This window comes from Mycobacterium cajalii (genome assembly GCF_045809005.2).
GTDB lineage: Bacteria > Actinomycetota > Actinomycetes > Mycobacteriales > Mycobacteriaceae > Mycobacterium.
In genome coordinates, this window is the sequence record NZ_CM141436.1 from 5488436 (window position 1) to 5515342 (window position 26907).

Consider the following 26907-nt stretch of genomic DNA (forward strand, 5'->3'; position numbering starts at 1 on the left):
GGATTCGACCGACAAATTCTCCCCGCTACCTCAGGTGGGGTGGAGCAACGGGACTTGGTGGTGGATGTGAGCGAGGAACTGTCGTCGAAGAAGCGCGCCGCGCTGAACCGCCTCAAGACGGTCCGGGGGCACCTCGACGGCATCATCCGGATGCTGGAATCCGACGCGTACTGCGTGGACGTGATGAAGCAGATCTCGGCGGTTCAGTCCTCGCTCGAGCGCGCCAACCGGGTGATGCTGCACAACCATTTGGAGACCTGCTTTTCGGCGGCCGTTCGCGACGGCCGCGGGCATGCGGCCATCGACGAGCTGATCGATGCGGTCAAGTTCACTCCTGCGTTCACGGGCCCGCAGGCCCAGCTGGGCGGTGCGGCGGTCGGCGAACACAGCGACGACGAGCCGGCGCCTACCGCAAGCACGGTCTGACGACCACCCGTCGTGGCGGCCGCGATTGCGCCGGGCCGCCCACGGTGGCGACCGGTGTGGTGGGGGTCGCGGCACCCGAGGCGTTGGCGAAGGCCCCTGGTCGCGGCGTCGACACGTCCGGGCAGCCCGAGTCCGTAGAGTTGACGTGTGAGCGAAGCGGCGCGGGCAAGATCGGCGCACCCGACCGCGGTCCCCGCACCCGACGGTGGGCCCGACGCGGGCGCGCCCTGGCACTACGGTGACCCGCTGGGCGAGCAGCGCGCGGCGGCGACCGACGCGGTCGTGGTGGACCGCTCGCATCGGGCCGTGCTCGTCCTGACCGGCGGCGACCGGCAGAGTTGGCTGCACAGCATCTCCACCCAGCACGTCAGCGACCTTCCCGAGGGCGCCAGCACGCAGAACCTGAGCCTCGACGGTCAGGGCCGCGTCGAAGACCACTGGATTCAGACCGAACTGGCCGGCGCCACCTACCTCGACACCGAACCGTGGCGGGGCGAACCGCTGCTGGGCTACCTGCGCAGGATGGTGTTCTGGTCCGACGTCACACCGGACAGCGCGGACCTGGCCGTGCTGTCGTTGCTCGGGCCCCGACTCGCCGACGCGGCCGTGCTCGACGCCTTGGGCCTGGACGCCCTGCCCGCCGAGATGATCGCCGCGCCGCTCGCCGGCGGCGGATTCGTGCGGCGCATGCCCAGCGCCGTGGCCGGCTCCGTCGAACTGGACGTGCTGGTGCCACGCGGCGATGCGGCCGACTGGCAACAGCGCCTGGCCCGGGCGGGCGTGCGCGCGGCCGGGGTGTGGGCCTATGAGGCGCACCGGGTCGCGGCGCTGCGGCCCCGCCTCGGGGTCGACACCGACGAGCGCACCATTCCCCACGAGGTGGGCTGGATCGGTGGGGCCGTCCATCTGGACAAGGGCTGCTATCGCGGGCAGGAGACCGTCGCGCGGGTGCACAACCTCGGTAAACCGCCGCGAATGCTGGTGTTACTGCACCTCGACGGGTCGGTGGACCGGCCCGCGACCGCCGACGCGGTGCTGGCCGGCGGTCGCGCCGTGGGACGCCTCGGCACCGTCGTCGAGCACGTGGACCTCGGCCCGGTGGCGCTGGCCCTGCTCAAGCGCGGCCTGCCGCCCGAGATCGAGTTGGCGACGGGGCCGGAGGCCGGGGTTGCTGCGTCCATCGATGCCGATTCTCTGCCGTCCGCCGAACAGATCGGTGCGGGCCGGCTGGCCGTTGAACGATTGCGGGGCGGTGCGCGATGATGGGTGATGACGTCCGCCACAGCGGGCGGGGGCGCCGACGCCCGACCAGTGGGCACGGTAAACTGTCGGCAGGACAATAACGACACCAGAGATCGGAGCCGCCTACTTGTTAGGCCGCTCCGTTATTGCGCGAGGGGGTTCCCCCATGGGCCGCGGCCGGGCTAAGGCAAAGCAGACCAAGGTTGCTCGAGAACTGAAGTACAGCTCCCCGCAGACCGACTTCCAGCGGCTTCAGCGCGAGTTGTCGGGAACGGGTGCTGACATCGACTCCGCCGAACTGGACGACGGCCCAGACAGTTCGTGGAGCGCCGAGGAAGACTGGCGCCACTAGGCACGTGTAATTCCCCGGTGCCGGTGCGCTCCACATCGGAACGGTTTCTCTACCTTGCGGTCTTCAAAATCTCGGGTGTTGGCCGACCAGTTTTGCCCGCGGGCCGTCCTTGCCTTTGCACACGGTGCCCAAGACCCAGCAGTCCAGGTGCCGCGCGGTCAAGATGGCCAACGCGCGGTCGGTGTCTTCCGGGGCCACGATCGCGATCATGCCGACGCCCATGTTGAACGTCTTCTCCATCTCCTCGCGGTCGACACGGCCGCGCTGGGCGATCATCGCGAACACCGGCGCGGGCGTCCACGTGCCCCGGTCGACCTCGGCGACCAGCCCGTGCGGGATGACCCGCTGCAGGTTGCCGGCGAGCCCGCCGCCGGTGACGTGGCAGAACGTGCGGACCTGCGTCTCGGCGGCCAGGGCAAGGCAGTCCCTGGCGTAGATGCGGGTGGGCTCCAATAGTTCTTCGCCCAACGTGCGCCCGAACTCCTCGACGTGACCGGCCAGCGGCATCCGGTCGATCTCGAGCAGCACCGCGCGGGCCAGGGAGTATCCGTTGGAATGCAGGCCGGAGGAGCCCAGGGCGATGATGACGTCGCCGGGTTTGACACGGTCGGGGCCCAGCACGTCGTCGGCCTCGACCACGCCGACGCCGGTGGCCGAGATGTCGTAGTGGTCGGGCTCCATGAGGCCGGGATGCTCCGCCGTCTCCCCGCCCAGCAGGGCGCAACCCGCGCGCACGCACCCCTCGGCGATGCCGCCGACGATCGCGGCCAGTCGCTCGGGCACGGTCCGGCCGACCGCGATGTAGTCCTGCAGGAACAGCGGCTCGGCGCCGGACACCACCAGGTCGTCGACCACCATCGCCACCAGGTCCAGGCCGACGGTGTCGTGCTTGTCCATCGCCTGGGCCACCGCCAGCTTGGTGCCGACGCCGTCGGTGGACGCCGCCAGAACGGGCTCGCGGTAGTCGCCGCGCAGCGCGAACAGGCCGGCGAAACCGCCCAGGCCGCCGCGCACCTCCGGTCTGGTCGCCTTGGTCGCCAGCGGCTTGAACAAGTCGACGGCGCGATCACCGGCTTCTATGTCCACTCCGGCAGACGCGTAGGTGATGCCCTGACTGGCCGGCTCTCGTCCGGGGCTTTTTCCGGGATCCGTCATCGCGATAAAGGCTACCGGGCGGCAGCGACCGCCGGTATCAAACTTCTTCGCGGCGTCGACGGGCCCCCGCGTCAGCGGCCGATCGGCACTTCCCCGGCGGCGGTCCCGGTGGCGGTGATGTCCAGCTCCGCCCCGCGCGCCGCATTGGCCAGCATGTGCTCGACGACGTTTTTGCCCAGCGCCGTCTCGCCCGGCAGCGCGATCGGATACCTGCCGTCGAAACAGGCGGTGCACAACCGGGACGCGGGCTGCTCGGACGCCGCGACCAGCCCGCGCAGCGAGATGTACCCCAGCGTGTCGGCCCCGATGGCGTGCCGAACCGCCTCGAGCATCTCCTCTTTGTCCTCGACGGCATTGGCGATCAACTCCGCCGGCGACGGGAAGTCGATCCCGTAGAAGCAGGGCCACTTCACCGGCGGCGAGGCGATGCGGACGTGCACCTCGAGGGCACCGGCCTCGCGCAGCATCCGCAGCAGCGCGCGCTGGGTGTTGCCCCGCACGATCGAGTCGTCGACGACGATGAGCCGCTTGCCGCGGATCACCTCTTTGAGCGGGTTCAGCTTGAGCCGGATGCCGAGCTGACGGATCGTCTGGGACGGCTGGATGAAGGTGCGCCCGACGTAGGCGTTCTTCATCAGGCCCTGACCGTAGGGAATGCCGGACTCCTGCGCGTACCCGACCGCGGCGGGCGTGCCCGATTCGGGCACCCCGATCACCAGGTCGGCCTCGACGGGGCATTCCCGGGCCAGTCGGCGGCCGATCTCCACGCGGGTCGCGTGCACGGACCGGCCGACCAGCGTGCTGTCCGGACGGGCCAGGTAGACGTACTCGAAGACGCAGCCCTTGGGGGTCGGGTTGGCGAACCGTGTCGAGCGCACCCCGTCGGCGTCGATGGCCAGCAGTTCCCCCGGTTCGATGTCACGGACGAACGAGGCGCCGACGATGTCGAGCGCGGCTGTCTCCGAGGCCACCACCCAGCCTCGATCCAACCGTCCGAGCGAAAGTGGGCGCACCCCGTGCGGGTCGCGGCACGCGTAGAGGGTGTTCTCGTCCATGAACGTCAGGCAGAAGGCGCCACGCACCGTCGGCAGCAGCTCCAGCGCGGCCTGTTCCAGGGTGGAATCGGCCGCGCCGTGCGCCAGCAGCGCGCCCAGGATGTCGGAATCCGTCGTTGCCGGGGCGGGGGCGCGGCGGGCGATCAGGCCGGCGTCGCGGGCCCGCGCGGCGAGTTCGGCGGTGTTGACCAGGTTCCCGTTGTGCCCCAACGCGACTCCCGTGCCGGCCGCGGTGTTGCGGAAGACTGGCTGGGCGTTTTCCCAGGTGGTGTCCCCGGTGGTGGAGTAGCGGCAGTGCCCGATGGCGACGTGGCCGTGCATTGCCGCCAGCGTCTGCTCGTCGAACACCTGGCTGACCAGGCCGAGGTCTTTGAAGACCAGCACCTGGGATCCGTCGGCGACCGCGATGCCCGCGGCTTCCTGCCCGCGATGCTGCAGCGCGTAAAGGCCGTAGTAGGTGAGCTTGGCGACCTCTTCGCCCGGGGCCCAGACCCCGAATACACCACACTCTTCACGGGGCGAGTTGAAGTCCTGCTCGGGTGCATCTGCTCCAGCGACGGTCACGTTCGGCGGCTCCCGGAGAACGGTGGGTGACGTAACGGAGTCTACGGGCACACCGCGCGCAGCGCCGAATCGGACAGCGCGTGTTGAGCGCCGAAAATTGTCCACCTCCACCCTAAACCTGCAGTTCAGGGTTATGTTCAGCCGACACCGAACAGGGGCAACCAGTGCTCGATCTCACGCGCCCGCGAACCTGACAACGTCAGTATCCCGGCGGTCCTGGCCTCCTGCAGCCGCAGCAACCCGGTGGCCAGCAGGAGCCATGTCCGCGGGTCGGTTTCGACGACGTTGGGCGGCGTGCCGCGGGTGTGCCGGGGCCCGGCGACACACTGCACCGCGACGAACGGCGGGATGCGGACCTCGACGCTGGCGCCCGGCGCCACGGCGGCCAGGGTGCGCGCGGTCAGGCGCACCGCAGTCGCCAGCGCGCTGCGGTCGGGTGCGGGCCGCGATTCGTCACGCAGCCAGTCGGCGACGGCCAGCACGGCGGCCCGGGTCGCGGCCGGATCGGCGTTGTCGCGGGTGGGCATGCCTCAGGGTCTCAGAATTCGATCCTGCCTACCGCAATCGTCCGCCTGCCGCCCACCACGGCCGCGGCGACAACTCACCTCAGTCAGAGCGGGCGGTTTGGGGTCGGCGGCGGCTTCTGTATCACCACCACCGTGGGTTTGCGCTCTTCTTGTGCCGGGCCGGCGGCGCCGGTATCGCGGCTGCCGGCACTGCCGGCCCCGCTCATACCGCGAGCGGCCAAACTCGCCAGCGCCATCCCGCTGAGCAGGCCCGTGGCGTTGCCGTCCACGACGGTCGAGTCCGCGCCGACACCGCTGCTGGGCAGCGCCTCGACAGCAAGCCGAATCTCCGGTGCGGTCGTCGTCCAGCTGTGCGGCACCGACAACGCCCCGACCAGTGACGCGTGGCCGACGCCCGCGGTCGCGAGTCCGGCTTCCCCGCCGGATTCCCGGTCGGGGCCGGGCTCGGCCGTCGTCGCGCCGATTGTGCCCCCTTGAGTCGGCTGCAACGCCCCGCCATTCCCATACAGGCCGCCGGGCCAGGGTCTGGTGGTGTTCGTGATCGACAGCGCGAGGCTGCCGGTCCCGACGGCCGCGATGTACAGAGCCAGAACGTCCAGCTCCCCTATCGGGGTTGGGATTGCCTGGGCAGCGTTCGGAAGTTGCGGACCAAGGCTCGATGCGATTCCCAGGAGGCCCGATGTGAACGGATCGGCAGCGCTAAACGGCGGTGGCAAACCGCCCCCGACGGCCCCGGACGACAGCTGCGCCAACAGTGTCTGTGGGTTCGTTGCCGCGCCCGCCTGAGTGAGCATCGCGGTCTGGGCCGTCAGATCGGTGTTCCGCGTGGGATGGGTGAACGGCTTCAGTGTCGACGCGGCCGCCGACGCCGCCTCATAGCTGTACATCGCGGCGGCGTCTTGTGCCCACATCTCGGCATACTCGGCCTCGGTGGCCGCGATCGCCGCGCTGTTCTGCCCCACAATGTTCGTCGCGACCAGCGACATCAACCTGCTGCGGTTGGCCGCGATCAGCGGCGGTGGCACCGTCATCGCGAAGGCGGTCTCAAACGCCGCTGCCGCCGTCCTGGCCTGCGTGGCCGTCTGCTCGGCCAGGGCCGCGGTGGTGGCCAGCCACCCCGCATACGGTGCGGCTGCGGCCGCCATCGCCGCTGACGCCTGCCCCAGCCACGGCTCGGCGATCAGCGCCGACACCACCGATGGGTACGCCGCCGTCGCAGAACTCAACTCGGCCGCCACGCCATCCCAGGCAGCCGCGGCGGCCATCATCGACTCCGACCCCGGCCCCGCATACATCCGCGCCGAGTTGACCTCTGGCGGCAGGACCCCGAAATCCATTTCTCGAAAACTCCTTAGCTGGGCGCAGTCATATCAACGGCCTCCGGGGCCGCATAGGAGTCGGCACCGGCCGCCGGGGTGGCCACCAACTTTCTGGACAATCAGCGCGGTCTGCGCGCTCGTTACCCGGTTTAGCTGAGTGTCCGTGTTGCGCCGCACCACCGTCAACCCCGACACCTCATCGGCGGCCGCTGCAACCACTCCGATCGCTTGGCCGTGGAAGCGTCGCGGCGCGGATCAACGTAGTGTTTGCTGTCGGCTGCGCCGCAATCCGTTGTCGTCATCATGCCGCGCGGCCATTTTCCGTCCGCGGGGAATGGCCGGCCGATCATGTGTCAACACTCGACACTGCATGCGGGTTTCCCAAGAGCGTTCCGGCCCGCAAGCGCATCACCTTCGTCCCCCCGCATCGACCGGGGCGTCCCGGCCCGCCGCGCGAGGTGCAGGCGTTCAGGAACGGCGTGCCGGGGTCTCTGGTGTGGCTCGATCAGCCAAAACCATTGCGCGAGAACGTCACCTGTGCTGTTTTACGCGGCTACGCTGGACGAGCGACGCGGCGATCGCACCGGCCTCGTTGACGGCCAGGTGCGCCAGCATCGGGGCGGCCAGGCTTCCGGACCTGTCGGCGAGCCACCCGAAGGCCCAGCCCCCGAGTCCGGTGGCCAGCACGGTGGCCGCCACCGGTTCGCCCGTCGCACGCGCGTCCGGGATGTGGAACAGCCCGAACGCGCCGGCCTGCAGCAGCCGCCCGCCGACGGCATCACCGGCGGCCCGCGCGGCGAGATGGGCCAGCGCCGCGCGGAAGGCCGCCTCCTCGGCCCATACCGTGCCCACGGGGATGCGCAGCAACAGCCAGGCCGGCGTCGACGCCGGCAGCTGACGGGCGGACATGGAAAGCCGCACCGGCGCGAACGCGGTCGTCCCGGCGATCACGGCCGCGGCCGCAGCGCCCGCCGCAGCTCCCCACCGCAACCCCGTCCACAGCCGCGGCGGGCGCAGGCCCAGCGGCGCACGGGTCAGCCGGACCAGCAGCGCACCCACACCGGCCTGCACGACGGCCCGCCACCCGGACCGCAACCGCGGGGCGACGAACCCCCAGCCGACCAGGGCGGCGGCCAGAGACAACGCGTCGGGGCGGCGAAAAGGCCTCTCAGGCATCGCTGTTCGCCGGTGACGCCCCTCCGAAGTATCCCGGCAACACCGAGGCGGACGTTTCGCGCAGTTCGGCCAGCGACACCGTGAACAGGCCCTGAACCTCCAGCGCGTCCGACCCCTGGTCCACGACCCCGATGCGGATCGCGGGCAGGCCCCGCGCGTCGCACATCGACCGGAAGCGGCTCTCCTCGGTGCGCGGCACCGCGACCAGCGCCCGGCCCGCCGACTCGGAGAACAGCGTCACGAACGGATCGGCGCCTTCGGGAATGACTATGCGACAACCGGTTTCACCGGCCAGGGCCGCTTCCACGACGGCCTGGGCCAGCCCGCCCTCGGACAGGTCGTGCGCCGCCGACACCAGCCCGTCGCGTGAGCCCGCCCGCAGCACCTCGGCCAGCAGCTTTTCCCGCGCCAGGTCCACCGCCGGCGGCAGCCCACCGAGATGGTCGGCGGTCACCTGCGCCCAGACGGATCCGTCGAACTCGTCGCGCGTGTCGCCCAGCAGCAGCAGGGTCTCCCCCGGCTCGGTGCCCAGCCCGGTGGGGATGCGCCGGGCGACGTCGTCGATGACGCCGAGCACCCCGACGACCGGCGTCGGCAGGATCGCCACGGACCCGGTCTGGTTGTAGAAGCTCACGTTGCCACCGGTCACCGGAATGCCAAGGGCGGCACAGCCGTCGGCCAGGCCGCGCACCGCCTGCGCGAACTGCCACATCACCCCGGGGTCCTCGGGGGACCCGAAGTTGAGGCAGTTGGTCACCGCGACCGGGGTGGCGCCGGTCACCGCGACGTTGCGGTAGGCCTCGGCCAGCGCGAGCTGGGCTCCGATGTAGGGATCCAGCAGCGTGTAGCGCCCCGACGCGTCGGTCGAGACCGCGATGCCGCGGCCGGTGGCTTCGTCGACGCGCAGCATGCCGCCGTCGGCGTGCTCGGCCAGCACGGTGTTGCCGCGCACGTAGCGGTCGTACTGCTCGGTGATGAACGCACGGCTGCACAGGTGCGGGCTGCCCAGCAGCGCAAGCAGAGTCGCGCGCAGCTCGGCACCGGTGGCGGGCCGTGACAGCCGGTCGGAGCGGTCGGCGTTGAGGGCGTCCTGCGATTCGGGTCGCGCCAACGGCCGCTGGTAAACCGGGCCTTCGTGGGCGACGGTGCGCGGCGGCACGTCGACGACGGTCTCGCCGCGCCAGGTGATCCGCAACCGGTCGCCCTCGGTCACCTCGCCGATCACGGTGGCCAGCACGTCCCACTTGCGGCACACCGCCATGAAGGCGTCCACGTTCTCCGGCGCGACGACCGCGCACATTCGCTCCTGGGACTCGCTGCACAGCACCTCGGCGGACGTCATGTCCTTGGCGCGCAGCGGGACGTTGTCGAGCTGTACCGACATCCCGCCATCGCCGGCTGACGCTAATTCTGATGTGGCACAAGCCAGTCCGGCGCCGCCGAGGTCCTGGATGCCGATCACCAGCTTGCCCGCGTAGAGCTCGAGGCAGCACTCGATGAGCACTTTCTCCATGAACGGGTCGCCCACCTGGACCGACGGCAGTTTCTTGCGAGATCCGGTGGCGTCGAACGTGTCCGACGCCAGCACCGACACCCCACCGATACCGTCCAGACCGGTCCGCGCGCCGAACAGGATGATCTTGTTGCCGGCGCCCGAGGCGAACGCCAGATGCAGGTCCTCCTGGCGCAGTACGCCGACGCACAGCGCGTTGACCAACGGGTTGCCCGCGTAGCACGCGTCGAAGACAGTCTCGCCGCCGATGTTGGGCAGGCCCAGCGAGTTGCCGTAGCCCCCGATGCCGCGCACCACGCCGTCGAGCACGCGGCGCGTGTCGGGGGCGTCGGCGGCGCCGAACCGCAGCTGGTCCATCACCGCGACGGGTCGCGCGCCCATCGCCATGATGTCGCGCACGATGCCGCCGACACCCGTGGCCGCGCCCTGGTAGGGCTCGACGTAGGACGGGTGGTTGTGCGACTCCACCTTGAACGTGACCGCCCAGCCGTCGCCGATGTCGACGACGCCGGCGTTCTCGCCGATGCCGGCCAGCATGCCGGCGCGCATCTCGTCGGTCGTGGTCTCGCCGAAGTAGCGCAGGTGCACCTTCGAGGACTTGTACGAGCAGTGCTCGCTCCACATCACCGAGTACATCGCCAGCTCGGTGTCGGTGGGCCTGCGGCCCAGGATCTCGCGGATCCGCTGGTACTCGTCGTCTTTGAGGCCCAGCTCACCGAACGGTTGCGGTTGGTCGGGCGTGGTCGCGGCTTGCGAGACGGTGTCGATCGACCCGGGGACGGTCACGCCGAACAGTCTAAGGTGACCCCGCCCGGGCCGCCCGGGTCGCCCGGACGCGGTGGCGAAGGTTTGTGCCGGTCGCGCACGGGTGGCCGCCCCGGGAGCCGGGCGTCACGCCGGCGAGAAGAACGCGCGCAGCGCCGCCGAGTAGGCGGCCACGTCGTGCGCGCCCATCAGTTCGCGCGCGGAGTGCATCGCGAGCTGGGCGGCGCCGACGTCGACGGTCGGGATGCCCGTCCGGGCCGAGGCCAGCGGGCCGATCGTGGAACCGCACGGCAGGTCCGCCCGGTGCTCGTAGCGCTGCAGCCCCACCCCGGCCTGCCGGCACGCCAGCGCGAAGGCCGCGGCCGTGCGTCCGTCGGTGGCGTAGCGCAGGTTCGGGTGCACCTTGAGCACCGGCCCGGCGTTGACCGCGATCGGGTGGCCGGGCTCGTGCCGATCCGGGTAGTTGGGGTGGGTGGCATGCGCCATGTCCGCCGAGGCCAGCAGCGACGCCGGCAGTCGGCGCAGAAAGTCCTCGCGGGTGCCGCCGGCCGCGAGCACGATCCGTTCCAGGACGGTGCTCAGCAGGTTGGACTGCGCGCCGTGGTCCGAGGTCGAGCCGACCTCCTCGTGGTCGAAGAGCACCAGCACCGGCAGAAAGCCGCGCGGCTCGAAGGCCAGCAGCGCTTCGGTGCCCGCATAGCAGCTGGCCAGGTTGTCCAGCCGCGGAGCGCTCACCATGTCGGCCTCAGCGCCGACCACCGTCGAGCGCGTCAGGTCGTGCGTCATCAGGTCGGCGGCCAGCACGTCGGACGCCGCCACCCCGGCGCGCTCGGCGACGTAGCCGACGAACGCTCCCGGCTGCCCGCCGACCCCCCACACCGCGTTGAGGTGTCGCTGCGGGTCCAGGGTCAGCGTCTTGCGGTCCTCGGCCAGATGGATGGCCAGTTGCGGCACCCGCAGGAGCGGGTCGTCGATTCGGACGAGCCGGTGGCCGAGCCCGGTGCCCTCGCGCAGCGCCAGGCGTCCGCTGATCCCCAGATCGCGGTCCAGCCAGGAGTTGAGCCAGGCTCCCCCGTAGGGCTCCAGCGCGACCACCCGCCAGCCGGCGACGAGCCGGTCGGGGTGCTGCTTGACCCGCAGGTTGGGGCTGTCGGTGTGGGCGCCGACGATGCGGAACGGGCCGTCGGCCCCCTCGGAGTTCCAGGCGACCAGCGACCCGGCCCGTACGGTGAAGTACCGGCCGGGCCGGTCCGGCCAGCGGTCGGTCTCGCCGAGCTCGGTGTACCCGGCGCCGCGCAGTCGCCCGGCGACCGTGGCGCAGGCGTGAAACGGCGACGGGGACGCGTCGATGAAGTCGCAGAGGCCACGGGCGCTGGCGGTCAGCGCCCCGTCTGTTCGCTCTCCGGACACGTCCACCATCATGGCTGCCGGGCCCGGCGGCGTTCACGATAGGGTCGAAAGAGTGCCGTCCGTTCAGCCACAACCCATCCTCGCGCCGCTGACGCCCGCTGCGATTTTCCTCGTGGTCACGATCAACGAGGGCGGGGAGGCGGCCGTGCACGACGCGCTGCCCGACCTGTCCGGGCTGGTGCGCGCCCTCGGCTTCCGCGACCCGGCCAAGCGGCTGTCGATGATCACCTCCATCGGTTCCGCCGCCTGGGACCGGTTGTTCAGCGGCCCGCGGCCCGCCGAGCTGCACCCGTTCATCGAACTGACCGGGCCGCGGCACACGGCCCCGACCACCCCCGGCGACGTGCTGTTCCACATCCGGGCCGAGAGCATGGACGTCTGTTTCGAGCTGGCCGGGCGAGTCCTCAAAGCCATGGCCGGGGCGGTCACCGTCGTCGACGAGGTCCACGGATTCCGGTTCTTCGACAACCGCGACCTGCTGGGATTCGTCGACGGCACCGAAAACCCGGACGGCCCGATCGCGCTCAGCGCCACCATGATCGGTGACGAGGACCCCGACTTCGCCGGGTCGTGCTATGTGCACGTGCAGAAGTACGTGCACGACATGCCGGAGTGGGAGTCGCTGCCGGTACCCGAGCAGGAACGCGTGGTGGGCCGCACCAAGCTCGACGACATCGAACTCGACGAGGACGTCAAGCCCGCCAACTCCCACATCGCGCTCAACGTCATCACCGACGACGACGGCACCGAGCTGAAGATCGTGCGGCACAACATGCCGTTCGGCGAGGTGGGCGCGGGCGAGTACGGCACCTACTTCATCGGCTATTCGCGCCGGCCTGCGGTGACCGAGCAGATGTTGCGCAACATGTTTCTCGGCGATCCGCCGGGGAATACGGACCGCATACTCGATTTCTCCACCGCGCTGACCGGGGGGATGTTCTTCTCCCCCACCGTCGACTTTCTCGACGACCCACCGGCGCTGCCCGGCACGCCGGGGCGTCGGGCCGGTTCCGCGTCCGACCCCACCCCCGAAAGCGGCTCGCTGTCGATCGGCAGCCTGAAAGGAACCTCCTGATGAACAACCTCTACCGCGAGCTGGCACCGGTCACCGAAGCGGCGTGGAACGAGATCGAAACCGAGGCCACGCGGACGTTCAAACGCCACATCGCCGGCCGGCGGGTGGTCGACGTCAGCGGCCCCGGCGGGCCGGCGACCGCGGCGGTCAGCACGGGACGGCTGCTGGACGTGGAGGCGCCCACCGACGGCGTGGTCGCGCACCTGCGCGCCAGTAAACCGCTTGTGCGGCTGCGGGTTCCGTTCACCCTGTCCCGCTACGAGATCGACAACGTGGGGCGGGGTGCGCAGGACGCCGACTGGGACGCGGTCAAGGCCGCCGCCAAGAAGCTGGCCTTCGTCGAGGACCGCGCGATCTTCGAGGGCTACCCCGCGGCGTCGATCGACGGCATCCGCAGCTGCACCTCCAACCCCCCGGTGACGTTGCCGGAGGATCCGCGCGACATGCCGGATGCGATCTCGCAGGCGTTGACCGCGCTGCGGCTGGCCGGTGTCGACGGGCCGTACTCGGTGCTGCTGGCCGCCGAGGTCTACACCAAGGTCAGCGAGACCACCGAACACGGATATCCGATCCGCGAGCACCTGAGCCGGCTGGTCGGCGGCGACATCATCTGGGCGCCCGCCATCGACGGCGCCATGGTGCTGACCACCCGCGGCGGCGACTTCGACCTGCAGTTGGGCACCGACGTCGCGATCGGCTACACCAGCCACGACACCGACACGGTGCAACTGTATCTGCAGGAGACGATGACGTTCCTGTGCTACACCGCGGAGGCGTCGGTCTGCCTGGGCTGCTAGCAGCCGCGCGGAGCCCCGCAGCGCCGTCGATTGGGACATTTGACCCACAAAGCCCCTGGCGAACCGCGCGCCCGGGTGCATAATGGGATGGCCGACGCAAAAATAGGAGGCCTGCCCGATGCCGAGATCCACCTGCTCGACGGCGGACACTTCCTGCCGGAGTCCGCGCACGACGACGTCACCGGCCTGATCCGCGACTTCCTCGCCACGGTCCACCCGACACCCTGACGAGACCCCTCGGGGGCGTGCACCGCCACGCGCTCCCTGGGCTGGATGTCCCATAACCCGGGGCGCGCGCACGTTACCCTGACGCGATGGCCGAGCCCGAGGTTCAGGACGAACAACGGTTGACCGCCAAGGGGCGCGCCACCCGCGACCGCATCGTGCAGGCCGCCGCCCAGCTGATCGTCGCCGAGGGCCTGGCGGCCGCCAACATGGAGAACATCCGCCGGGCGGCGTCGGTCAGCGGGTCGCAGCTGGCGCACTATTTCGCGGACAAGGCCGCCCTGATCCGGGCGGTCCTGCGTCGCCAGATCGGCGTGGTTTTGGACTTTCACCGCCAGCCGGGGCTGCACGGCCTGGAGTCGTTCGACGACTTCGAGCGCTGGATCGATCTCAACATGCGCTACCTGCGCCGCATCGGGTACGCGGGAATGCCGACCTACCATGCCCTCGCCGCGCAGCTGGCGAAATCCGACGACGCCACGCGCGCCACGTTGGCGGAAGGGTACGCGCGCTGGATCGACCTGCTGGCCAACGCGATTCAGCGGATGAAGGACAGCGGCGCGCTCCGGGCGGACGCGGACCCCCGCCGGCTGGCCGTGGTCGTCGTCAGCGCCCACCAGGGGGGCGGCACGTTGGCCTTCACCTACCGGGCGGAATGGCCGCACGCCGACGCCACCCGGTTCGCCGTCAACTATCTCCGCATGTTCGCCACCGATCCCGCCGAGCGGAGCCCCCGTCCGGCCGGACGCCAAAGGCGCAGACGTGACTGAGGATTCGCGCTTCACCCGCAAGGGACTGGCAACCCGGTCCCGCATCGTCGACGTGGCCGCCCGCCTCATCTTCGAGCGCGGCATCGCCAACACCAGCATCGATCAGGTGCGGCGCGCGGCCAAGGTGGGCGGATCGCAGATCTCGCACTACTTCCGCGACAAGCACGAGCTGACGCGCCACGTGGTCGCCGCGCGCCGCTCCGACGTGCGGTCCTTTCATGCGCAGCCGCAGTTCGCTTCCCTCGACACCCTCGACTCCCTGCAGGCGTGGGCCGACGCCTGCGTGGCCGACATCGACGCCGTGTACCGGGTGGGTGGCTGTGTCTACGGCTCGCTGGCCGGCGAACTCATCGACGCCGACGACGAGCTGCACGCCGACCTCTCCGGCGGATACGACGAGTGGATCGGGCTGTTCCGGGCCGGCCTGACCGCGATGCGCGACCGCGGGGAACTGCGCCCCGACGCCGACCCGCGCCACCTGGCCGTGTCGCTGGTCGTCGCACATCAGGGCGGCGCCATGCTCACCCACGCCACCGGCGACGGCGACCCGCTGCGGTTCGCAGTCCAGGCCGCAGTGGACTACGTGCGCTCCTTTGCGACGCGGTCCGCGCCGGCCACCCGACGACCCGCCCGGGGTAAGCGCAAGCTGGACAATTCTGGGCCTACTGGCCCACAATATTGGGTCAATTCGCCCATTTAGCTGGGACGACACGGACGAGCCGGGACGGTGGCGCCAAGATGGGCACGCGGGGTGGCTGCGAACGGGTGCTCGCGTTCTCCGACGGCGTGTTCGCGGTGCTCATCACCATCCTGGTCCTCCAGCTCAGGCCGCCGCACGACCACAGCCTGGGCGCCCTGCTTCCGCAGTGGCCCGGGGCTGAGCTATGTGGTCAGCTACGGGTTCATCGCCATCGTCCCGGTGAACCACCATTACCTGCTCGGCTACGCCAAGGGCCCGACGCCGCGGCTGGTCTGGTCGAATTTCGCGCATCTGTTCTCGGTGTCGCTGATCCCCTTCACCACCGAGTGGATCGCCGACAGCAGGCTGGCCGCGGCGCCCGTGGCGTCGTACGCGTCCGTCTTCGTCCTCGTCGACATCACCTATCTGGGCGCTGTACTGGGAGGTCGTCGATCACTCCGCCCACGAAGACGTCCCGCAGCGGATGCGCAGGCTGCTCAGGATGCGGTCGTTGCTGACAAGTCGTTAATCTACCTGCTATCGCCCGCCATGAGTCGGTTTGCGGCCCGCACCGACTAGCAGTGAAATCTGCATCATTACGGTATAATTTCTGCACATGCTTGACTTCGAGTTTGACCCCGCCAAGAGCGCGGCAAACCTGGCCAAGCATGGCATCGACTTCGATGCCGCACAGTCCATCTGGTCGGATCCGCGCCGCATTGAAGTACCGGCACGCACGACGGACGAGTCGAGGTGGATGGTGATCGGTCAGATCGACGGTCGATGTTGGTCAGCAGTAGTGACCTATCGAGATGATCGTGTTCGAATCATCTCTGTACGCCGCTCACGGGAAGGAGAGGCAGCAATCTATGAAAGCTAGCGAGTTCGACGAATGGTTCGACAGCGGCCAGGACATGTCAGCTGCCCTCGATACCGCGCGGGCGCGGCGCCCTGGAGCGGAACACCGGCGGGTCAACGTCGACTTCCCGGTCTGGATGATCGCCGAACTCGACCGGGAAGCAACCCGGCTCGGAGTCACCCGGCAATCACTCATCAAAGTCTGGATCGCAGAGAAACTTGACAACGGCGGTCACACCGCGGCCTGACTGCCACTCGGCACCAGGTGCCCTGAGTCCGCCAACCCGCTGGCGTCGCCATTGAGGAGGTCCGTGGAATCGCTACCGGCGGCACTGATGCATGTCACCTCACATGTCCCGAGTAACACCCCCCCGCCCCACCAGGAGCCTCTACCAGCCCTTTTGTTGCCGACAGTCAAGCGAGGCGGCATAAACAGCTGACATTTGTTGCAAGTCGGGAATCTACCCCCTTGGCGCTCGGCCGAGAAGGTGGCGCCAGACAGGTGCCGCCGTTAGGCCGGCCGCTTGAACACTTCGCGTTCGAGCCGTGCCAGCCGTTCGGCTATGGTGCCCGACTCACCATGATCTTCGGCGTGGAGTCGATCAACGGCCCATACCCGAATGAGGGTCGACAGCGACATTCCCGCTTTATGGGCGGCCTGACTCAGTCGCTCGTGCTCATCGGCTGCCAAGCGCACCGAAACCACGGTCTGACGGCCAAGATTGGGACGGCTGGTCGTGACATGCCCAGGCACCGGGCCACCCTGGTAGGCCTCCGCACGCGCGCCTTCGTCGGCGAGCAAATCATCAATCCGGCTCATTCTTGCTGCTCCTCACTGTAGAGACTCCGGTCCTGCTCATTCGCCATCCAGGCATTGCTGCCCCACCACTCGCCGTCGGGGCGCTCATCAGGGTCCGCGTCGGGGATATCAAAATCACTGTCAGCACCGCTCGTACTGACGGCGAATAACCGATCACCCGAATCAACAGGCCCGACCGGCTGGCCGGGTCAGGCACTTGCCAGACGGCGTGACGGTCGTTAACCGCCTCATCCGCCCAGGCCACAGAGATGCCGTGCCGCTCCCCGATGTAGCCGGCCCGCTTACTCCAGTCAACCCGCACGCCTACAATATACTACGAACAACTACGATACTGCGGATACGTCATTCAGGTACAAGACGGCGCTACTCGCCCTCCCGAGCGGTTACCGACATCCACCGCGACGCTTTAGCTCAAGTACATGGGCGGATTCGCTTAGCCAGCACTCGGCCCACGCCCTCCGGTTCCACACTCAACGGCGCTCAAGTAGACCCACGCACACGGGCCACCTCCCATGTCGCGAACAACACCCCATGCCCCCGCCGACGCTTTTAGCGGCGATTTTGCCGATTTCTACGGCCAAAAATGACACAGGTACCTCACCTTGGTGACAAGTCGGGAATCTACCCCCATCCGGTGCCGGTAAAGACAGCTGGCGAGCTTCGCTGCGGCGTTCAACGTCAAGCATTGTGAGATGGCTATAAGTGTCTTACAATTATCCAGTGTGCGCATCGAAATTTTGCCTCACGCGTGGCAGCACAGCATTACAGGTGATGAGATGCGCGCGGTGATCTCGTATCCGCTTCTGCGGTACGCGATCATCACGCCATATCCCGATGCGGACTCCTACATGTTCGTGGGCCAGGTTGGGCAAGAACCTTGGATCGAGGTTGCCGCCGAGGATGAGGATGGAGAGACCTGGGCAGTGTTCCATTCGATGCTGCTCACCGAGAAAACCGCGAATGATATCTACGACATTTCAGGAAGCGCCATCGATCTTCGGGGTCAGGTGGTGAGGCAGCGACTGTTCATCGGTCCGCAGTATGGAAAGGAGAACTAACGATGGCTAAGCGGAGCGCGAAGGACTACGCCGAGATGAGCCGCGCCGTCGAGTCCGGTGACTACACGGTTGCCGGCCCCTTGGAGATGGGATCGACGCTGCGGATGGGCCGCCCGGTCGGTGAGAGCCGCCGGGGTTCCAGCCCGACACGCACCATACGATTGCCCGCTGAGTTGAACAAGCGGTTAGATGCCTATGTATCCGCCGAACACACCACACCCAGCGAGGTCATGCGCCACGCGCTCGATGAGTACCTCGGACGCATCGGGGCGTGACGGAGCAGGCCAGCCCGCGACGAGACGGTGCTCCTGTCGCTTGTACAGCTTCAACACAGCCAGTCGACCTACCTCAGGAGTCGCAAATGACACCCCATGCCTATCATCGGACTCCTACCAGCCCTTTTGTTGCTGACAGTCAAGCGAAGCGGCATAGACAACTGACCTTTGTTGCAATCCGGAAATCTACCCCCATGGACCGCGGCAGATCGGCCAGTCCACACGTTCGGGTTTTGGGGTTCCCCCAAAAAAGTGGACACGGTTAACTTGCTTCCGTGGTGACAGTCAGCGAGCACTCGTAGTTGATAGGTGAGCGCATCCCGATTGCTGAATGCCTTCGTTGATTATTGTAGAAATGCATCCAATTGTCAACTGCTGCAATCAATTCCGCTTTTGTTGCGTAGGCGTGCCGGTAGTAGCATTCGTGCTTGAACGTTGACCACAGCGATTCGGCGCCGGCGTTGTCCCAACATTGACCGGCTAATCCGGGCTCATGGAGTCGCGGTGTCGGGCGGAATGGTTCATCGTCGGGGTGCTGATTTGGTGAGCTTGCGGAGTTGTTCTTCGTGGCGTTTGACTCCGGCGGCGAGTTCTTCGACGGCGGTTCGCAGGTGTGCGACTTCGGTGGCCAGGCCGGTGAGGGTGCGGGCGTCGGTTTGTCGGGTGCGGTGTTCGTCGACGATGGCGCGTAGTTGGTGGTCGCGGTAGAGCGTCGTGCGGCTGATCTGGGCGTTTTCGGCGACGGCGGTGAAGGTGATGGGCTGGCCTGAGGTGGCGAGCTCGGCGCAGACACGTTCGACTCGCAGCAGAATGCTTTCCTTCATGCGGGTTCCGATTGGGCAATGAGGGCGTCGAGTCTGGAGACGAGCTTGCGGTGGCGGTCTGCTTCGTCGATCCATCCTCGTTTTTCTGCGTCTGCGGCCAGATCCTGGGCGTCGATGCGTTGGGCGGCAAGGACGGCGAGGTGGGTGGCGTCGGTGTGAAAGCTTGGGCAGTGTTCGCAGATGTTGGCGTAGGGGCAGGATCCTTGCGCAGGCGCTCGTAGACAGTAGCCGCCGGCCAGGCGGGATTTGATGGCCGGTGCGTCTTTCCATCCGGTGCCGGTGATATCGGTGATCGGCAGTGAGGCTGTGGTGGTCGGCAGCGCTCCGATGTGGCTTTTCGCCAGGTCCAGGGCGCGTTCGTATTCGGTACGCACGGTGTGGTCGAAGAGGTGGGCGTAGCGCAGGCTCATCTGGCTGGAGACGTGGCCGAGTAGTGCCATGAGGGCTTGTAGTGATACTCCGGCGTTGATCAACGCGGTGGCGTAGGTGTGCCGCAGTTGGTGCGGTGTGATGTGCTCCAGGCCGGCGGTCTGGGCTGCCCGCTTCAGTTCTTCACGTACTGCGTTCTGGGAGAGTCGTTTTCCGTGGTGGGTGAACAGGAAGTCTGCGGGTGCACCGGTGCGGGGATGGATCATGGGCCGCCCGCAGGAGCGGATCGTGGTGATGCGGTCCACGAGGGTGAGGACCTCGTCGTCGACTGGGATCATGCGTTCGGAGTTGAGCTTGCCGAGGGGAACTTTGAGCCAGGATCCTTGTCCGGGGATCTCGTGGATGCAGTCGAGTTCGAGGTCGAGCAGTTCGCCGATGCGCAGTCCGCATGCCCGCTGCACCAGCAGCGCATCGGCGGCCAGTCGGTAGGGTGATTTCGCCAGTGCGGCAGTGAGTTTGCGGTCTGCGTCGACGGGCAGATACCGGGGCAGGAAGCGCGGTGGGCGAGGCAGATCGGTGCGGAAGATCAGGCGCCGCGGTGGGGCGTCGTCCCATCCCCATTCGGTGATCTCGGCCAGGAAGTTGCCCACCGCATGGATGCGCCTGATCCTATCGGCGACGGTGATCGGCTCACCGGTGACGCTGTTGGTGGCGGTGGTCAGCGAGGTGATGAACGGCTCGATGTGCCGGCGGCGGTCCAGTTGATTGAGCGAGGTCAAGCTGGGATCGGCGGCGGCGAGGTAGCGCCCGAAATGGGCCAATCGGGTGGCCAGCGAGCTGACGGTTTTGGGCACGCAGGTGGCGTATTTGCGGTTCAGGTAGGCCACGAACGCCGGGCGCAGCGCGGCAGGAACGTCGACCATCCGCTGCTCGAGGGTCAACGCGGTGACCGCCGGTCGCGCTTGGCTGTCGAGCACGCCGAGGTGGAACAGGATCTGGCGGGCACTGTGGGTGGTGCTGCGATAGTGTTTGGCACCGCGTCCGGTACGTTCTTGGCGAACATCGCAGGCATGCAGCAATTCCTGCAGATCGCTTTCCCGTATTTCGGTCAGGGGCTGGGCGGTCTGGATCAGCAGCCGGGCGATGATCTGCGAGCCGATGGCTGAGGCGACCCGTTCGGAAAAGCCCAATTCCAATGCTGCGCTGATGAACTGTTCGAGATCGGGTTGCAGGCAACTGTCGGTCAGCTCATGCCACAGGCTCGACAGTTTACGGTGCACGAGGTAGTCGTAGCCCGGTTGCAGGCGTCGGCTGACCATCAAGAAGGTGATGAACGGGCGTGTCGAGCAGTTCGCGGCCAGCTGCTTGTCGAGGGGAATGTCAGCCCACGTCTGGACTCGGGGCCAGCGCCGCAAAAACGAGCGGGCGGCCTGGGCGTAGGCGGTATTGCCGCGGTCTCGCCGTTGCAGGTGCACGAGGTAGGCGGCGTAGATCTGCGCCGGTGTCTCAGGTGCGGGAACGTAATCGTGTTCGGGCAGCATCGAATTCCGCCTTGACATGGGTGGGTGCCAGATGGATGTAGCGGGCTGTGGTGTCGATGTGGGAGTGTCCCAGCAGTGCCTGCATCACCGCCAGATCCACTCCGGCCTCGGCCATCGCGGTGCCGAAGGTATGACGCAACGCATGCGGGTGACCAGCGCGCACTCCGGACTTGGCCCGGTGATAGCGGAAGATCGTGCGCAGCCCGGCCGCGGTCAACGGCTGACCCCGGTGGGGGCCCTTGGCGACCAGGAAAAGGCGGGTGCTTGTCGACTCGGGTCTCTCGGTGAGCAGGTAGGTTTGGATCAACCCTGCGACCTCCATATCGAGAGGCACGCGACGCTCCTTGGCGCCTTTGCCCATCACCCGCACCCAGCGGGCCCCGATGTCGACGTCGGTAACCTCAAGGGTCAGCAGCTCACCGGATCTCAACCCGGACAACAACATCAGACCGGCCAGCGCCCGGTCGCGCCAGGTCCGCAGGCTCGACAACAGCTCCGCGGTCTCGCGCCGATTCAATGCCCGCGGTAGCCGCCGCGGTTCACGCAGGCGCAGCGCGGACCGTCGTTTCGGCCGGACCAGATGCCCGAGCAGACCGCTGCGTTCCTCGGCACTGACACGCCGCGCTTCGCGGCCGCTGGGGATCGGGCTACGCAGCCCGGGGTCACGCAGCGCCCGGAAGGTGAACAGCCCCGTCAACGCGGCAAGTCGGTGGTTGATGGTGGTCGAGGAATAATGGTCAAGACGTTTGCCGGTCATCGACACCACATTGGCCGGGCGTCCCGCGACCGGCGTCTGCCGGCAGTACCGCATGAAGTCGAGCACGGTCTCGGTAGTCACCGAAACCAACTCGACGTCGACGCTGTCGAGCCAACGACAAAACGCCAACAGGTCATACCCGTAGGCCCGCAGGGTGCGGGGAGAATAATTCCGGTCAGCCAGATACCCGAGGTACTCGTTGACCAACGCATACTTCCCGGCACCCGGACCGGACAACACCCAGGCGATATCGGCGCCTGCTTCCAGACGCAGCTGATGCTGAATCGTCATGAAACAAGTGCAACTCCGCCGCATACTTTAGGTCAAGCATTTCCCTTGCTGGCGTGTCGTTTACGTGCTTCTGGCGTCCCCGATTAGCCGGTCAACAGGCAGATCCCGGTGGCCCCCATCGAGCGGCGCAATCTGTGCTCGGCACACGCTGTGGCCATGTCGTGGGCGGTGTACTGGCTGCCGCGATCCGAATGCAGGATCACCCCATGGACGCGGCCGCCGCGCACGAACACCGCCCGATCGACCGCACAGGTGACCAGCTCGGTGCGCATGTGGTCATCGGTGTTCCAGCCCAGGGCCCGCCAAGAATGCTCATCACGGATCGCGCACAAGTACATGTCGCCTTCGCCGCAGGTCAGATAGGTGATATCCGAGCACCACACCGCATCACAGCGGCCCTGATCGAAGCGCCGTCCGACCAGATCCGGCGGAAATGACGCCGCTGGGTCGACCACGGTGGTGGTCTTGAACGTGCGCGGGCTGATGCCCTCGATGCCCAGCTCGGCCATGATCTTGGCGACCGTGTTGACCGACACCCGCTCACCCTCGTCGTGCAGATCGGCGGTGATCCGCGGTGAGCCGTAGGTGCCCTTCGACGCACGGTGATGAGCCAAGATCTTGACCTCCAGGTCCCGGCGCCGCTGCAGCTGCGGGCCGGGCTCATCGGCGGTGCGGACCTGCAGGTGCTTGTAGTAGCCCGACCGTGACACACCAAGCAGGCCGGCCATGCGCGTGACGTCGTGGTCGGCGCACTCTGCGGCGATGAGCTCATATCTGCTCACCTTCGATGTGCTGCCGCAAAGTACGCCGAGGCTTTTTCCAGGAACGCGATATCTTTCGACTGCTCGGCCACCTGCGCTCGAAGCCGCACTAACTCCGCCCGCTCCTCAGTCGAAAGCGGTTCGCCTCCACCGGGATCGGATCGATCTCCAGCACCGGCAGCGGCCATCCGCCGGCGTTCATCACGCACCCAGGTGTGCAGCAGATTCTCGTGCAAATCCAGCTCGCGGGCAACCTCAGCAACACGCCGATTGCCGTCGATCACCCGATGTGCGGCCTCCACCCGGTACTCAGGGGTATACGATCGCCGAGCTCGTGACATAGGAACATCCTTCCAGGGGACCACCGTCCCGCTATCTCAGATGTCCACCGTTTCTGGGGAACCTCATTTCAGGACCTTACCTTCGGTTCATTCAGATATTTGGCAGTGACGTGCTCATGAACGCGCACCGCGTCTGGAGCTGAGGACAGGGCAGATGATCATCGACATCGCCTCGTGCCCGCACCCGCTCAGCCGCCCGATCCGACTGGGTGCGGTGTATCCGCGTCGGCCGTGATGACCAGCTGGGTGCGTAGTCCCATCCGAGCGGCGAGATTTACCAGCGTGTCCAGGGAAAACTTGCTGATCTTCCCGCGGATGAGATCGGACACCCGGGGCTGGGTGATCCCGAGGTTGCGCGCCGCGGTGGTCTGCGACCACCCGAACTCGGTGAGCCGATTCCCGACGGCGAGGATGAGGTCAGCGCGGGCACGCAGGTTGGCTGCCTCTTCAGGGGTGTCCGCGATAGCGTCCCACACGTTGGTGAAGCTCCGCACTTCGTCGCTCATGGTGTGTCTCCTTCCCTGTGTGCTGCGTCCCTACGGGCCGCTTCCAATCGCTTCTTGCAGAGGTCTTTCGCCGACTTCGGTATCTTCTGGGTCTTCTTCGTGAAGCAGTGCAGGACGTAGACGCATTCACCGATCACCGTCGTGTACATGGTGCGGAAGATGCCCTCGGCGGTTTTGACTCGGATCTCCCGGACGCCCGGGCCGACAGTGCTCATCGGCTTCCAGTCCTTCGGGTCCAGCCCCTGCTGTACGCGGTACAGCTCAACGCCGGAGTCATGTCTCGCGTGATCGGGGAACTCCTGCGTTTCGTCAAGTGGTTTGGCCCCACTGATCTGCATGAATTTTGGCCCCATGTGGCGGTGTTCGGTTCTTGATCGTTGGTGGCTGGTTCGGCAGCGGCGAGGTGCGTTGCGTGTTGGTGTGCGGTGTCGAGTTCGGCGGCGGTGTGCTGCGCGTGTTCGATGGCGTGTTGCAGGCTGCTGGTCAGGGCGTGCATCGTCGGGGCGAGGTCGGGCTGCGGCGCGAGTGAGTCGAGGGTCAGCCTGCCGGTTTGGTGCTGGTGTGCCAGCCAGCGGGTGAGCTGGGCGAGCAACTGCGGGAGCATGCCGGTCATGTGTGCCAGGGTGGCGATGATCGCGGCGGTGTCGGCGGGATAGACGAGGTCGTCACCGCCCGGGTGGGTGCGGTGGTTGAGCTGGTAGATGGCGTGCGCGGCCCGGTCGGCCAGTTGGCCGGCGGTGAGGTGCTCGGTGGTTGTGGTTGTGTCTGGCATCAGAACACCGGTTCGTCGTCGTTGCGGCTCAGCAGCGCGCTGAGTTGGTCGAGGCCGACCCGCAGGCCGGTGAGGTCGTAGCCGTGTTTGGTCAGCAGCGGATCGAGTTGGTCTTGCTCGAGGTCGATCCAGTCGCGCAGGCAGCTCAGCAGGTCGGCGAATTCGGCGGCGTCGCCGCTGTTGATGGTGATGTCGGGCATGGTCGTTTTTCCTTTCGCTGGTCAGGGGGTGTTCTTGGTTCGACGGGTCTTGCTGGTGCGTAGCCGGTAGGACTGGGTGCCGGTCTCGAGGATGTGGGCGTTGAAGGTGATTCGGTCCACGATCGCGGCGACCAGGCGCGGATCGGCGACGACAGTTCCCCACTCGCTGAAGGGGAGGTTGGTGCCGATGGCGATGCTGGCGCGTTCCTCTCGTTCGGTGATGATCTGGAACAGCAGTTCGGCTCCGCGGGTGTCGATTTGGACGTAGCCCAGCTCGTCGAGCAGCAGCAGGTCCAGGCGGGCGTATCGACCAACGACGCGGGATAGTTGCCGGTCGTCGGCGGCCTCGACGAGTTCGTTGACGAGCTGTGCGGTGGTCACGTAGCGGACCCGGCGGCCTTGTTCGCAGGCCGCCAGTCCCAGGCCGATGAGCAGATGTGTTTTGCCGGTCCCGGAGTCGCCGAGCAGCACCAGCGGTTGCCCGTTGTCGATCCAGGCGCCGCCGGCCAAAGTGGCCAGCTGCGCGGCGCTGACCGATGCCACGGCGTCGGTGTTGAACTCGGCGAGCCGTTTGAGGCGAGGGAATTTCGCTTCGCTGATGCGCCGAGCGCGGCGCCGATCGTTGCGGTCGTCGACTTCGGCGGTGAGGACTTCGGCGAGGAAGCCCAGGTGGGTTTGACGTTCCCGCACGGCGATCTCGGCCAGGCGGGTGGCTTCGTCGCGGACGGTGGGCAGATGCAGTTCGCGGGCCGCGGCACCGATGGCGGCTTGGGCGGCGTCCTGGGTTCGAGCACTCATGGTGCGCTCTGGATCGTGGCGTTGGTGCTCAGCAGGTCGTCGTAGCCGGTCAGCGTTGGGGCGGGCCGGTCGTAGCGCGCCAGCGCACCGATCGGGATGACCGGCGCGAGCGCGCCGCCGGCGTGGCGGCGGGCGTCGATCAGCACCGCCTGCGGGTCCAGCGTGGCGGCGTCGACTGCTTTGTCCATCGCGGCGATCATCGCGGTGGCGGGCAGGCTGCGGTGGGCGAGCAGGACTTCGATCAACGCCCGGGTGCCCGCCTGGTCGCCGCGTTCGCGGCGGGCGGCGTCCCAATACCGTTGGTGGGTAACGGTAAACGCCCCACACGCTTTGGCTTGGGCCAGCGCGGTCGCCCCCGGTAGCGCACCCGGTTTGATCTTGAGGACTTCCAGGTAGTGATCCAAGACGAGGACCTGGGCGTATTTGGTGGCCGCCCGCTCATGGGCGGCCACCACCTGCGCGCCGTCGAGGATCTCGACCCGGCTCGCCGACAGCCGTACCGCCAGGCGCCGCCCGGCGTAGCGCACCGGCACCGAGTAGTAGCACTGCCGCACGCAGACCCGGGCCCGGGTATCGACCCGGGCTTGCAGCAGCCGGGCCGCATCGAAGCGCTCATCGGGCAGCGGTGACAGATGCGCGCGTTCGGCGTCAAACGCCGCCGCGATGCTGACCGGCCGCCCGGTGATCACCCGGGCGTCATCAGCCCAATCGGCGGCAGCGATCACCTCGTTGAGTTCAGCCAACGACGCTACCTTGGGCACCGGAACCAGGTGTCGGCGGCGGAACCTGCCGATCTCACCTTCCACGCCGCCCTTCTCGTGCGCTCCTTGTTTGCCCGGGATGCAAAAGAACCCGTCGAAGCCGTAATGGCTGCGCAGGGCGATGAATCGTTCTGATTCGGCCCGGTCCCGGCCACGCAGCACCCGCACCACCGCGGGCTTGAGGTTGTCGTAGCGGATCCGGGCCGGCACCGCACCGAAATGCTCGAAGGCAAGCACGTGTCCTTCCAGGAACGCTTCTTGGGCCTGGGTGGCAAACCCCACGTGGAAAGCCTTGCCCGAGTGCGACAGGCGCATCACGAACATCCACACCTTGACCAACACCCCGGCGATGGTGGCGAAAAACTCGCCGAAGTCGACCTCGGCCTCAGCGCCCGGGGCGTGGGTCTGGGGCACCATCACCTCGACCCGGTCCAGACCCAGCTCGCTTTTGCGGTGGGCGACATACCGCGACACCGTCACCTCGGCCACCTGCGCGCCATGCTCAGCGACCAGCCGTTGCCAGACCCGACGCGCGGTATGGCGCTGCTTGCGCGGCACCTTGTGATCGCCCAGCAGCCAGGAATCGATCACCTCGACATACGGGTCGATCGCCGGGCGCGGCCGCCGCCCGTAGGCCTTCCGCGGCGGCGGAACCGCCGAGGCCAACGCCTGGCGCACCGAGCGCCGATGCACCCGATGCCGCTGAGCCAACTCGCGGATCGACAGCTCCTCGACCCGCCTGTCACGCCTGATCTGTTCGAACAGTTCCACCTTCGACCGTGCCATTCCCGAACCTCCACGCCGATGACGACTGACGTGGAAATCGCATCCCGGGTGGGGCCAATATTCGCGACGACACGCTGAGCCCACCGCCCAGCGGATCACCGCCCAGGTGGAGCCAAAATTCATGCAGAAAAACGACCCA

General features: G+C 67.6%; 32 protein-coding genes and 2 pseudogenes. 14 read left to right on the forward strand and 20 right to left on the reverse strand.

The annotated features are described in order from the left end of the window. Positions 1 to 66: 66 nt before the first annotated feature. The 3 genes from csoR (at position 67) to ACJ512_RS26180 (ending at position 2020) form a co-directional block, all read left to right on the forward strand. Positions 67 to 426: a copper-sensing transcriptional repressor CsoR gene (gene csoR / locus ACJ512_RS26170; RefSeq protein ID WP_407686966.1), complete on the forward strand. Its 360-nt coding sequence runs from the start codon at positions 67 to 69 to the stop codon at positions 424 to 426. 147 nt (positions 427 to 573) lie between these two features. Beyond that, positions 574 to 1689, forward strand: a complete 1116-nt coding sequence (ygfZ, locus tag ACJ512_RS26175; RefSeq protein WP_407686940.1) for a CAF17-like 4Fe-4S cluster assembly/insertion protein YgfZ — start codon at positions 574 to 576, stop codon at positions 1687 to 1689. A gap of 145 nt (positions 1690 to 1834) precedes the next feature. Continuing rightward, positions 1835 to 2020: a DUF3073 domain-containing protein gene (locus ACJ512_RS26180; protein WP_407686941.1), complete on the forward strand. Its 186-nt coding sequence runs from the start codon at positions 1835 to 1837 to the stop codon at positions 2018 to 2020. Positions 2021 to 2083: 63 nt separating this feature from the next. Here the strand turns inward: ACJ512_RS26180 and purM are convergent, their stop codons facing one another. The 7 genes from purM to ACJ512_RS26215 form a co-directional block, all read right to left on the reverse strand. Further along, positions 2084 to 3175, reverse strand: coding sequence for a phosphoribosylformylglycinamidine cyclo-ligase (gene purM / locus ACJ512_RS26185; RefSeq protein ID WP_407686942.1), 1092 nt, complete (start codon positions 3173 to 3175; stop codon positions 2084 to 2086). 71 nt (positions 3176 to 3246) lie between these two features. Continuing rightward, the gene (purF, locus tag ACJ512_RS26190) at positions 3247 to 4794 is read right to left on the reverse strand and encodes an amidophosphoribosyltransferase (protein ID WP_407686943.1); all 1548 of its coding nucleotides are present in this window, start codon (positions 4792 to 4794) and stop codon (positions 3247 to 3249) included. Positions 4795 to 4931: 137 nt separating this feature from the next. Beyond that, a complete protein-coding gene (locus tag ACJ512_RS26195) occupies positions 4932 to 5321 on the reverse strand; it encodes a sterol carrier family protein (protein WP_407686944.1) in 390 nt (129 codons plus the stop codon). An 83-nt stretch (positions 5322 to 5404) separates the two neighbouring features. Next, a complete protein-coding gene (locus ACJ512_RS26200) occupies positions 5405 to 6658 on the reverse strand; it encodes a PPE family protein (protein WP_407686945.1) in 1254 nt (417 codons plus the stop codon). 513 nt (positions 6659 to 7171) lie between these two features. After that, the gene (locus ACJ512_RS26205) at positions 7172 to 7816 is read right to left on the reverse strand and encodes an Rv0804 family intramembrane glutamic endopeptidase (protein WP_407686946.1); all 645 of its coding nucleotides are present in this window, start codon (positions 7814 to 7816) and stop codon (positions 7172 to 7174) included. After that, positions 7809 to 10115, reverse strand: a complete 2307-nt coding sequence (gene purL, locus ACJ512_RS26210) for a phosphoribosylformylglycinamidine synthase subunit PurL (protein ID WP_407686947.1) — start codon at positions 10113 to 10115, stop codon at positions 7809 to 7811. Before purL ends, ACJ512_RS26205 begins: the two co-directional genes overlap by 8 nt. Before the next feature lie 105 nt (positions 10116 to 10220). Continuing rightward, the gene (locus ACJ512_RS26215) at positions 10221 to 11477 is read right to left on the reverse strand and encodes a M18 family aminopeptidase (RefSeq protein WP_407686967.1); all 1257 of its coding nucleotides are present in this window, start codon (positions 11475 to 11477) and stop codon (positions 10221 to 10223) included. Positions 11478 to 11514: 37 nt separating this feature from the next. Between ACJ512_RS26215 and ACJ512_RS26220 the strand changes: the two genes are divergently transcribed. The 9 genes and pseudogenes from ACJ512_RS26220 to brnA all read left to right on the forward strand — a co-directional run bounded on the left by ACJ512_RS26220 (position 11515) and on the right by brnA (position 16156). Next, positions 11515 to 12579, forward strand: a complete 1065-nt coding sequence (locus ACJ512_RS26220) for a Dyp-type peroxidase (RefSeq protein WP_407686948.1) — start codon at positions 11515 to 11517, stop codon at positions 12577 to 12579. After that, positions 12579 to 13376 carry a family 1 encapsulin nanocompartment shell protein gene (locus ACJ512_RS26225; RefSeq protein WP_407686949.1) on the forward strand — a complete coding sequence of 266 codons (798 nt, stop codon included), beginning with the start codon at positions 12579 to 12581 and terminating at the stop codon, positions 13374 to 13376. Before ACJ512_RS26220 ends, ACJ512_RS26225 begins: the two co-directional genes overlap by 1 nt. A 105-nt stretch (positions 13377 to 13481) precedes the next feature. Next, positions 13482 to 13604 (forward strand): annotated as a pseudogene (locus ACJ512_RS26230) (alpha/beta hydrolase); the annotation flags it as partial. Between the two features lie 86 nt (positions 13605 to 13690). Continuing rightward, positions 13691 to 14371, forward strand: a complete 681-nt coding sequence (locus ACJ512_RS26235) for a TetR/AcrR family transcriptional regulator (RefSeq protein WP_407686950.1) — start codon at positions 13691 to 13693, stop codon at positions 14369 to 14371. Continuing rightward, on the forward strand, positions 14364 to 15071 hold the full coding sequence (locus ACJ512_RS26240; protein ID WP_407686951.1) for a TetR/AcrR family transcriptional regulator: 708 nt from the start codon (positions 14364 to 14366) through the stop codon (positions 15069 to 15071). Before ACJ512_RS26235 ends, ACJ512_RS26240 begins: the two co-directional genes overlap by 8 nt. 38 nt (positions 15072 to 15109) lie before the next feature. Further along, positions 15110 to 15193 (forward strand): annotated as a pseudogene (locus ACJ512_RS26245) (TMEM175 family protein); the annotation flags it as partial. Positions 15194 to 15257: 64 nt separating this feature from the next. Next, entirely contained in the window at positions 15258 to 15629 is a 372-nt protein-coding gene (locus ACJ512_RS26250; protein ID WP_407686952.1) for a TMEM175 family protein, read from the forward strand. Positions 15630 to 15666: 37 nt separating this feature from the next. After that, positions 15667 to 15930, forward strand: a complete 264-nt coding sequence (locus ACJ512_RS26255) for a BrnT family toxin (protein WP_407686953.1) — start codon at positions 15667 to 15669, stop codon at positions 15928 to 15930. Beyond that, the gene (gene brnA, locus ACJ512_RS26260) at positions 15920 to 16156 is read left to right on the forward strand and encodes a type II toxin-antitoxin system BrnA family antitoxin (protein ID WP_407686954.1); all 237 of its coding nucleotides are present in this window, start codon (positions 15920 to 15922) and stop codon (positions 16154 to 16156) included. Before ACJ512_RS26255 ends, brnA begins: the two co-directional genes overlap by 11 nt. 263 nt (positions 16157 to 16419) lie before the next feature. Here brnA and ACJ512_RS26265 read toward each other — a convergent pair whose 3' ends face one another. Then, positions 16420 to 16728 (reverse strand): plasmid mobilization protein, encoded by a 309-nt coding sequence (locus ACJ512_RS26265; RefSeq protein WP_407686955.1) that lies wholly within the window; start codon positions 16726 to 16728, stop codon positions 16420 to 16422. A gap of 722 nt (positions 16729 to 17450) precedes the next feature. Here ACJ512_RS26265 and ACJ512_RS26270 point away from each other — a divergent pair. Beyond that, the gene (locus tag ACJ512_RS26270) at positions 17451 to 17786 is read left to right on the forward strand and encodes a hypothetical protein (protein ID WP_407686956.1); all 336 of its coding nucleotides are present in this window, start codon (positions 17451 to 17453) and stop codon (positions 17784 to 17786) included. Between the two features lie 2 nt (positions 17787 to 17788). Beyond that, positions 17789 to 18061 carry a ribbon-helix-helix protein, CopG family gene (locus ACJ512_RS26275; protein ID WP_407686957.1) on the forward strand — a complete coding sequence of 91 codons (273 nt, stop codon included), beginning with the start codon at positions 17789 to 17791 and terminating at the stop codon, positions 18059 to 18061. Between the two features lie 262 nt (positions 18062 to 18323). Here the strand turns inward: ACJ512_RS26275 and ACJ512_RS26280 are convergent, their stop codons facing one another. From ACJ512_RS26280 to istA, 12 genes are all read right to left on the reverse strand, one after another. Continuing rightward, entirely contained in the window at positions 18324 to 18506 is a 183-nt protein-coding gene (locus ACJ512_RS26280; RefSeq protein WP_461480158.1) for an integrase core domain-containing protein, read from the reverse strand. 76 nt (positions 18507 to 18582) lie between these two features. Then, positions 18583 to 18885, reverse strand: a complete 303-nt coding sequence (locus ACJ512_RS26285; protein WP_407686958.1) for a hypothetical protein — start codon at positions 18883 to 18885, stop codon at positions 18583 to 18585. After that, complete coding sequence (locus tag ACJ512_RS26290; protein WP_407686959.1) at positions 18882 to 20795, reverse strand: tyrosine-type recombinase/integrase; 1914 nt, start codon at positions 20793 to 20795, stop codon at positions 18882 to 18884. Before ACJ512_RS26290 ends, ACJ512_RS26285 begins: the two co-directional genes overlap by 4 nt. After that, positions 20761 to 21843 carry a tyrosine-type recombinase/integrase gene (locus tag ACJ512_RS26295; RefSeq protein ID WP_407686960.1) on the reverse strand — a complete coding sequence of 361 codons (1083 nt, stop codon included), beginning with the start codon at positions 21841 to 21843 and terminating at the stop codon, positions 20761 to 20763. Before ACJ512_RS26295 ends, ACJ512_RS26290 begins: the two co-directional genes overlap by 35 nt. Positions 21844 to 21926: 83 nt before the next feature. Next, a complete protein-coding gene (locus ACJ512_RS26300; protein ID WP_407686961.1) occupies positions 21927 to 22625 on the reverse strand; it encodes an IS3 family transposase in 699 nt (232 codons plus the stop codon). Beyond that, positions 22622 to 22888: a transposase gene (locus ACJ512_RS26305; protein WP_461479890.1), complete on the reverse strand. Its 267-nt coding sequence runs from the start codon at positions 22886 to 22888 to the stop codon at positions 22622 to 22624. Before ACJ512_RS26305 ends, ACJ512_RS26300 begins: the two co-directional genes overlap by 4 nt. 245 nt (positions 22889 to 23133) lie before the next feature. Next, entirely contained in the window at positions 23134 to 23451 is a 318-nt protein-coding gene (locus ACJ512_RS26310) for a helix-turn-helix domain-containing protein (protein WP_067971410.1), read from the reverse strand. After that, on the reverse strand, positions 23448 to 23711 hold the full coding sequence (locus ACJ512_RS26315) for a type II toxin-antitoxin system RelE/ParE family toxin (RefSeq protein WP_461480159.1): 264 nt from the start codon (positions 23709 to 23711) through the stop codon (positions 23448 to 23450). The genes ACJ512_RS26310 and ACJ512_RS26315 overlap by 4 nt, the downstream gene beginning before the upstream one ends. Next, positions 23663 to 24223, reverse strand: coding sequence for a hypothetical protein (locus ACJ512_RS26320; protein WP_461480172.1), 561 nt, complete (start codon positions 24221 to 24223; stop codon positions 23663 to 23665). Before ACJ512_RS26320 ends, ACJ512_RS26315 begins: the two co-directional genes overlap by 49 nt. Next, the gene (locus ACJ512_RS26325; RefSeq protein WP_407689841.1) at positions 24223 to 24423 is read right to left on the reverse strand and encodes a hypothetical protein; all 201 of its coding nucleotides are present in this window, start codon (positions 24421 to 24423) and stop codon (positions 24223 to 24225) included. The genes ACJ512_RS26320 and ACJ512_RS26325 overlap by 1 nt, the downstream gene beginning before the upstream one ends. Before the next feature lie 21 nt (positions 24424 to 24444). Continuing rightward, positions 24445 to 25221, reverse strand: a complete 777-nt coding sequence (gene istB / locus ACJ512_RS26330; protein WP_461479870.1) for an IS21-like element helper ATPase IstB — start codon at positions 25219 to 25221, stop codon at positions 24445 to 24447. Beyond that, positions 25218 to 26768 (reverse strand): IS21 family transposase, encoded by a 1551-nt coding sequence (gene istA, locus ACJ512_RS26335; RefSeq protein ID WP_461479869.1) that lies wholly within the window; start codon positions 26766 to 26768, stop codon positions 25218 to 25220. The genes istB and istA overlap by 4 nt, the downstream gene beginning before the upstream one ends. Positions 26769 to 26907 lie beyond the last annotated feature (139 nt).

Coding starts and splice junctions, on each gene's coding strand:
- ACJ512_RS26285 (WP_407686958.1), bottom strand. CDS start 18,885: ATGAAGGAAAGCATTCTGCTGCGAGTCGAACGTGTCTGCGCCGAGCTC.
- ACJ512_RS26235 (WP_407686950.1), top strand. CDS start 13,691: ATGGCCGAGCCCGAGGTTCAGGACGAACAACGGTTGACCGCCAAGGGG.
- istA (WP_461479869.1), bottom strand. CDS start 26,768: ATGGCACGGTCGAAGGTGGAACTGTTCGAACAGATCAGGCGTGACAGG.
- ACJ512_RS26310 (WP_067971410.1), bottom strand. CDS start 23,451: ATGAGCGACGAAGTGCGGAGCTTCACCAACGTGTGGGACGCTATCGCG.
- ACJ512_RS26205 (WP_407686946.1), bottom strand. CDS start 7,816: ATGCCTGAGAGGCCTTTTCGCCGCCCCGACGCGTTGTCTCTGGCCGCC.
- ACJ512_RS26290 (WP_407686959.1), bottom strand. CDS start 20,795: ATGCTGCCCGAACACGATTACGTTCCCGCACCTGAGACACCGGCGCAG.
- ACJ512_RS26220 (WP_407686948.1), top strand. CDS start 11,515: ATGGCTGCCGGGCCCGGCGGCGTTCACGATAGGGTCGAAAGAGTGCCG.
- ACJ512_RS26200 (WP_407686945.1), bottom strand. CDS start 6,658: ATGGATTTCGGGGTCCTGCCGCCAGAGGTCAACTCGGCGCGGATGTAT.
- ACJ512_RS26325 (WP_407689841.1), bottom strand. CDS start 24,423: ATGCCCGACATCACCATCAACAGCGGCGACGCCGCCGAATTCGCCGAC.
- ACJ512_RS26225 (WP_407686949.1), top strand. CDS start 12,579: ATGAACAACCTCTACCGCGAGCTGGCACCGGTCACCGAAGCGGCGTGG.
- ACJ512_RS26320 (WP_461480172.1), bottom strand. CDS start 24,223: ATGCCAGACACAACCACAACCACCGAGCACCTCACCGCCGGCCAACTG.
- brnA (WP_407686954.1), top strand. CDS start 15,920: ATGAAAGCTAGCGAGTTCGACGAATGGTTCGACAGCGGCCAGGACATG.
- ACJ512_RS26195 (WP_407686944.1), bottom strand. CDS start 5,321: ATGCCCACCCGCGACAACGCCGATCCGGCCGCGACCCGGGCCGCCGTG.
- ACJ512_RS26295 (WP_407686960.1), bottom strand. CDS start 21,843: ATGACGATTCAGCATCAGCTGCGTCTGGAAGCAGGCGCCGATATCGCC.
- ACJ512_RS26255 (WP_407686953.1), top strand. CDS start 15,667: ATGCTTGACTTCGAGTTTGACCCCGCCAAGAGCGCGGCAAACCTGGCC.
- ACJ512_RS26275 (WP_407686957.1), top strand. CDS start 17,789: ATGGCTAAGCGGAGCGCGAAGGACTACGCCGAGATGAGCCGCGCCGTC.
- purM (WP_407686942.1), bottom strand. CDS start 3,175: ATGACGGATCCCGGAAAAAGCCCCGGACGAGAGCCGGCCAGTCAGGGC.
- istB (WP_461479870.1), bottom strand. CDS start 25,221: ATGAGTGCTCGAACCCAGGACGCCGCCCAAGCCGCCATCGGTGCCGCG.
- ACJ512_RS26265 (WP_407686955.1), bottom strand. CDS start 16,728: ATGAGCCGGATTGATGATTTGCTCGCCGACGAAGGCGCGCGTGCGGAG.
- ACJ512_RS26180 (WP_407686941.1), top strand. CDS start 1,835: ATGGGCCGCGGCCGGGCTAAGGCAAAGCAGACCAAGGTTGCTCGAGAA.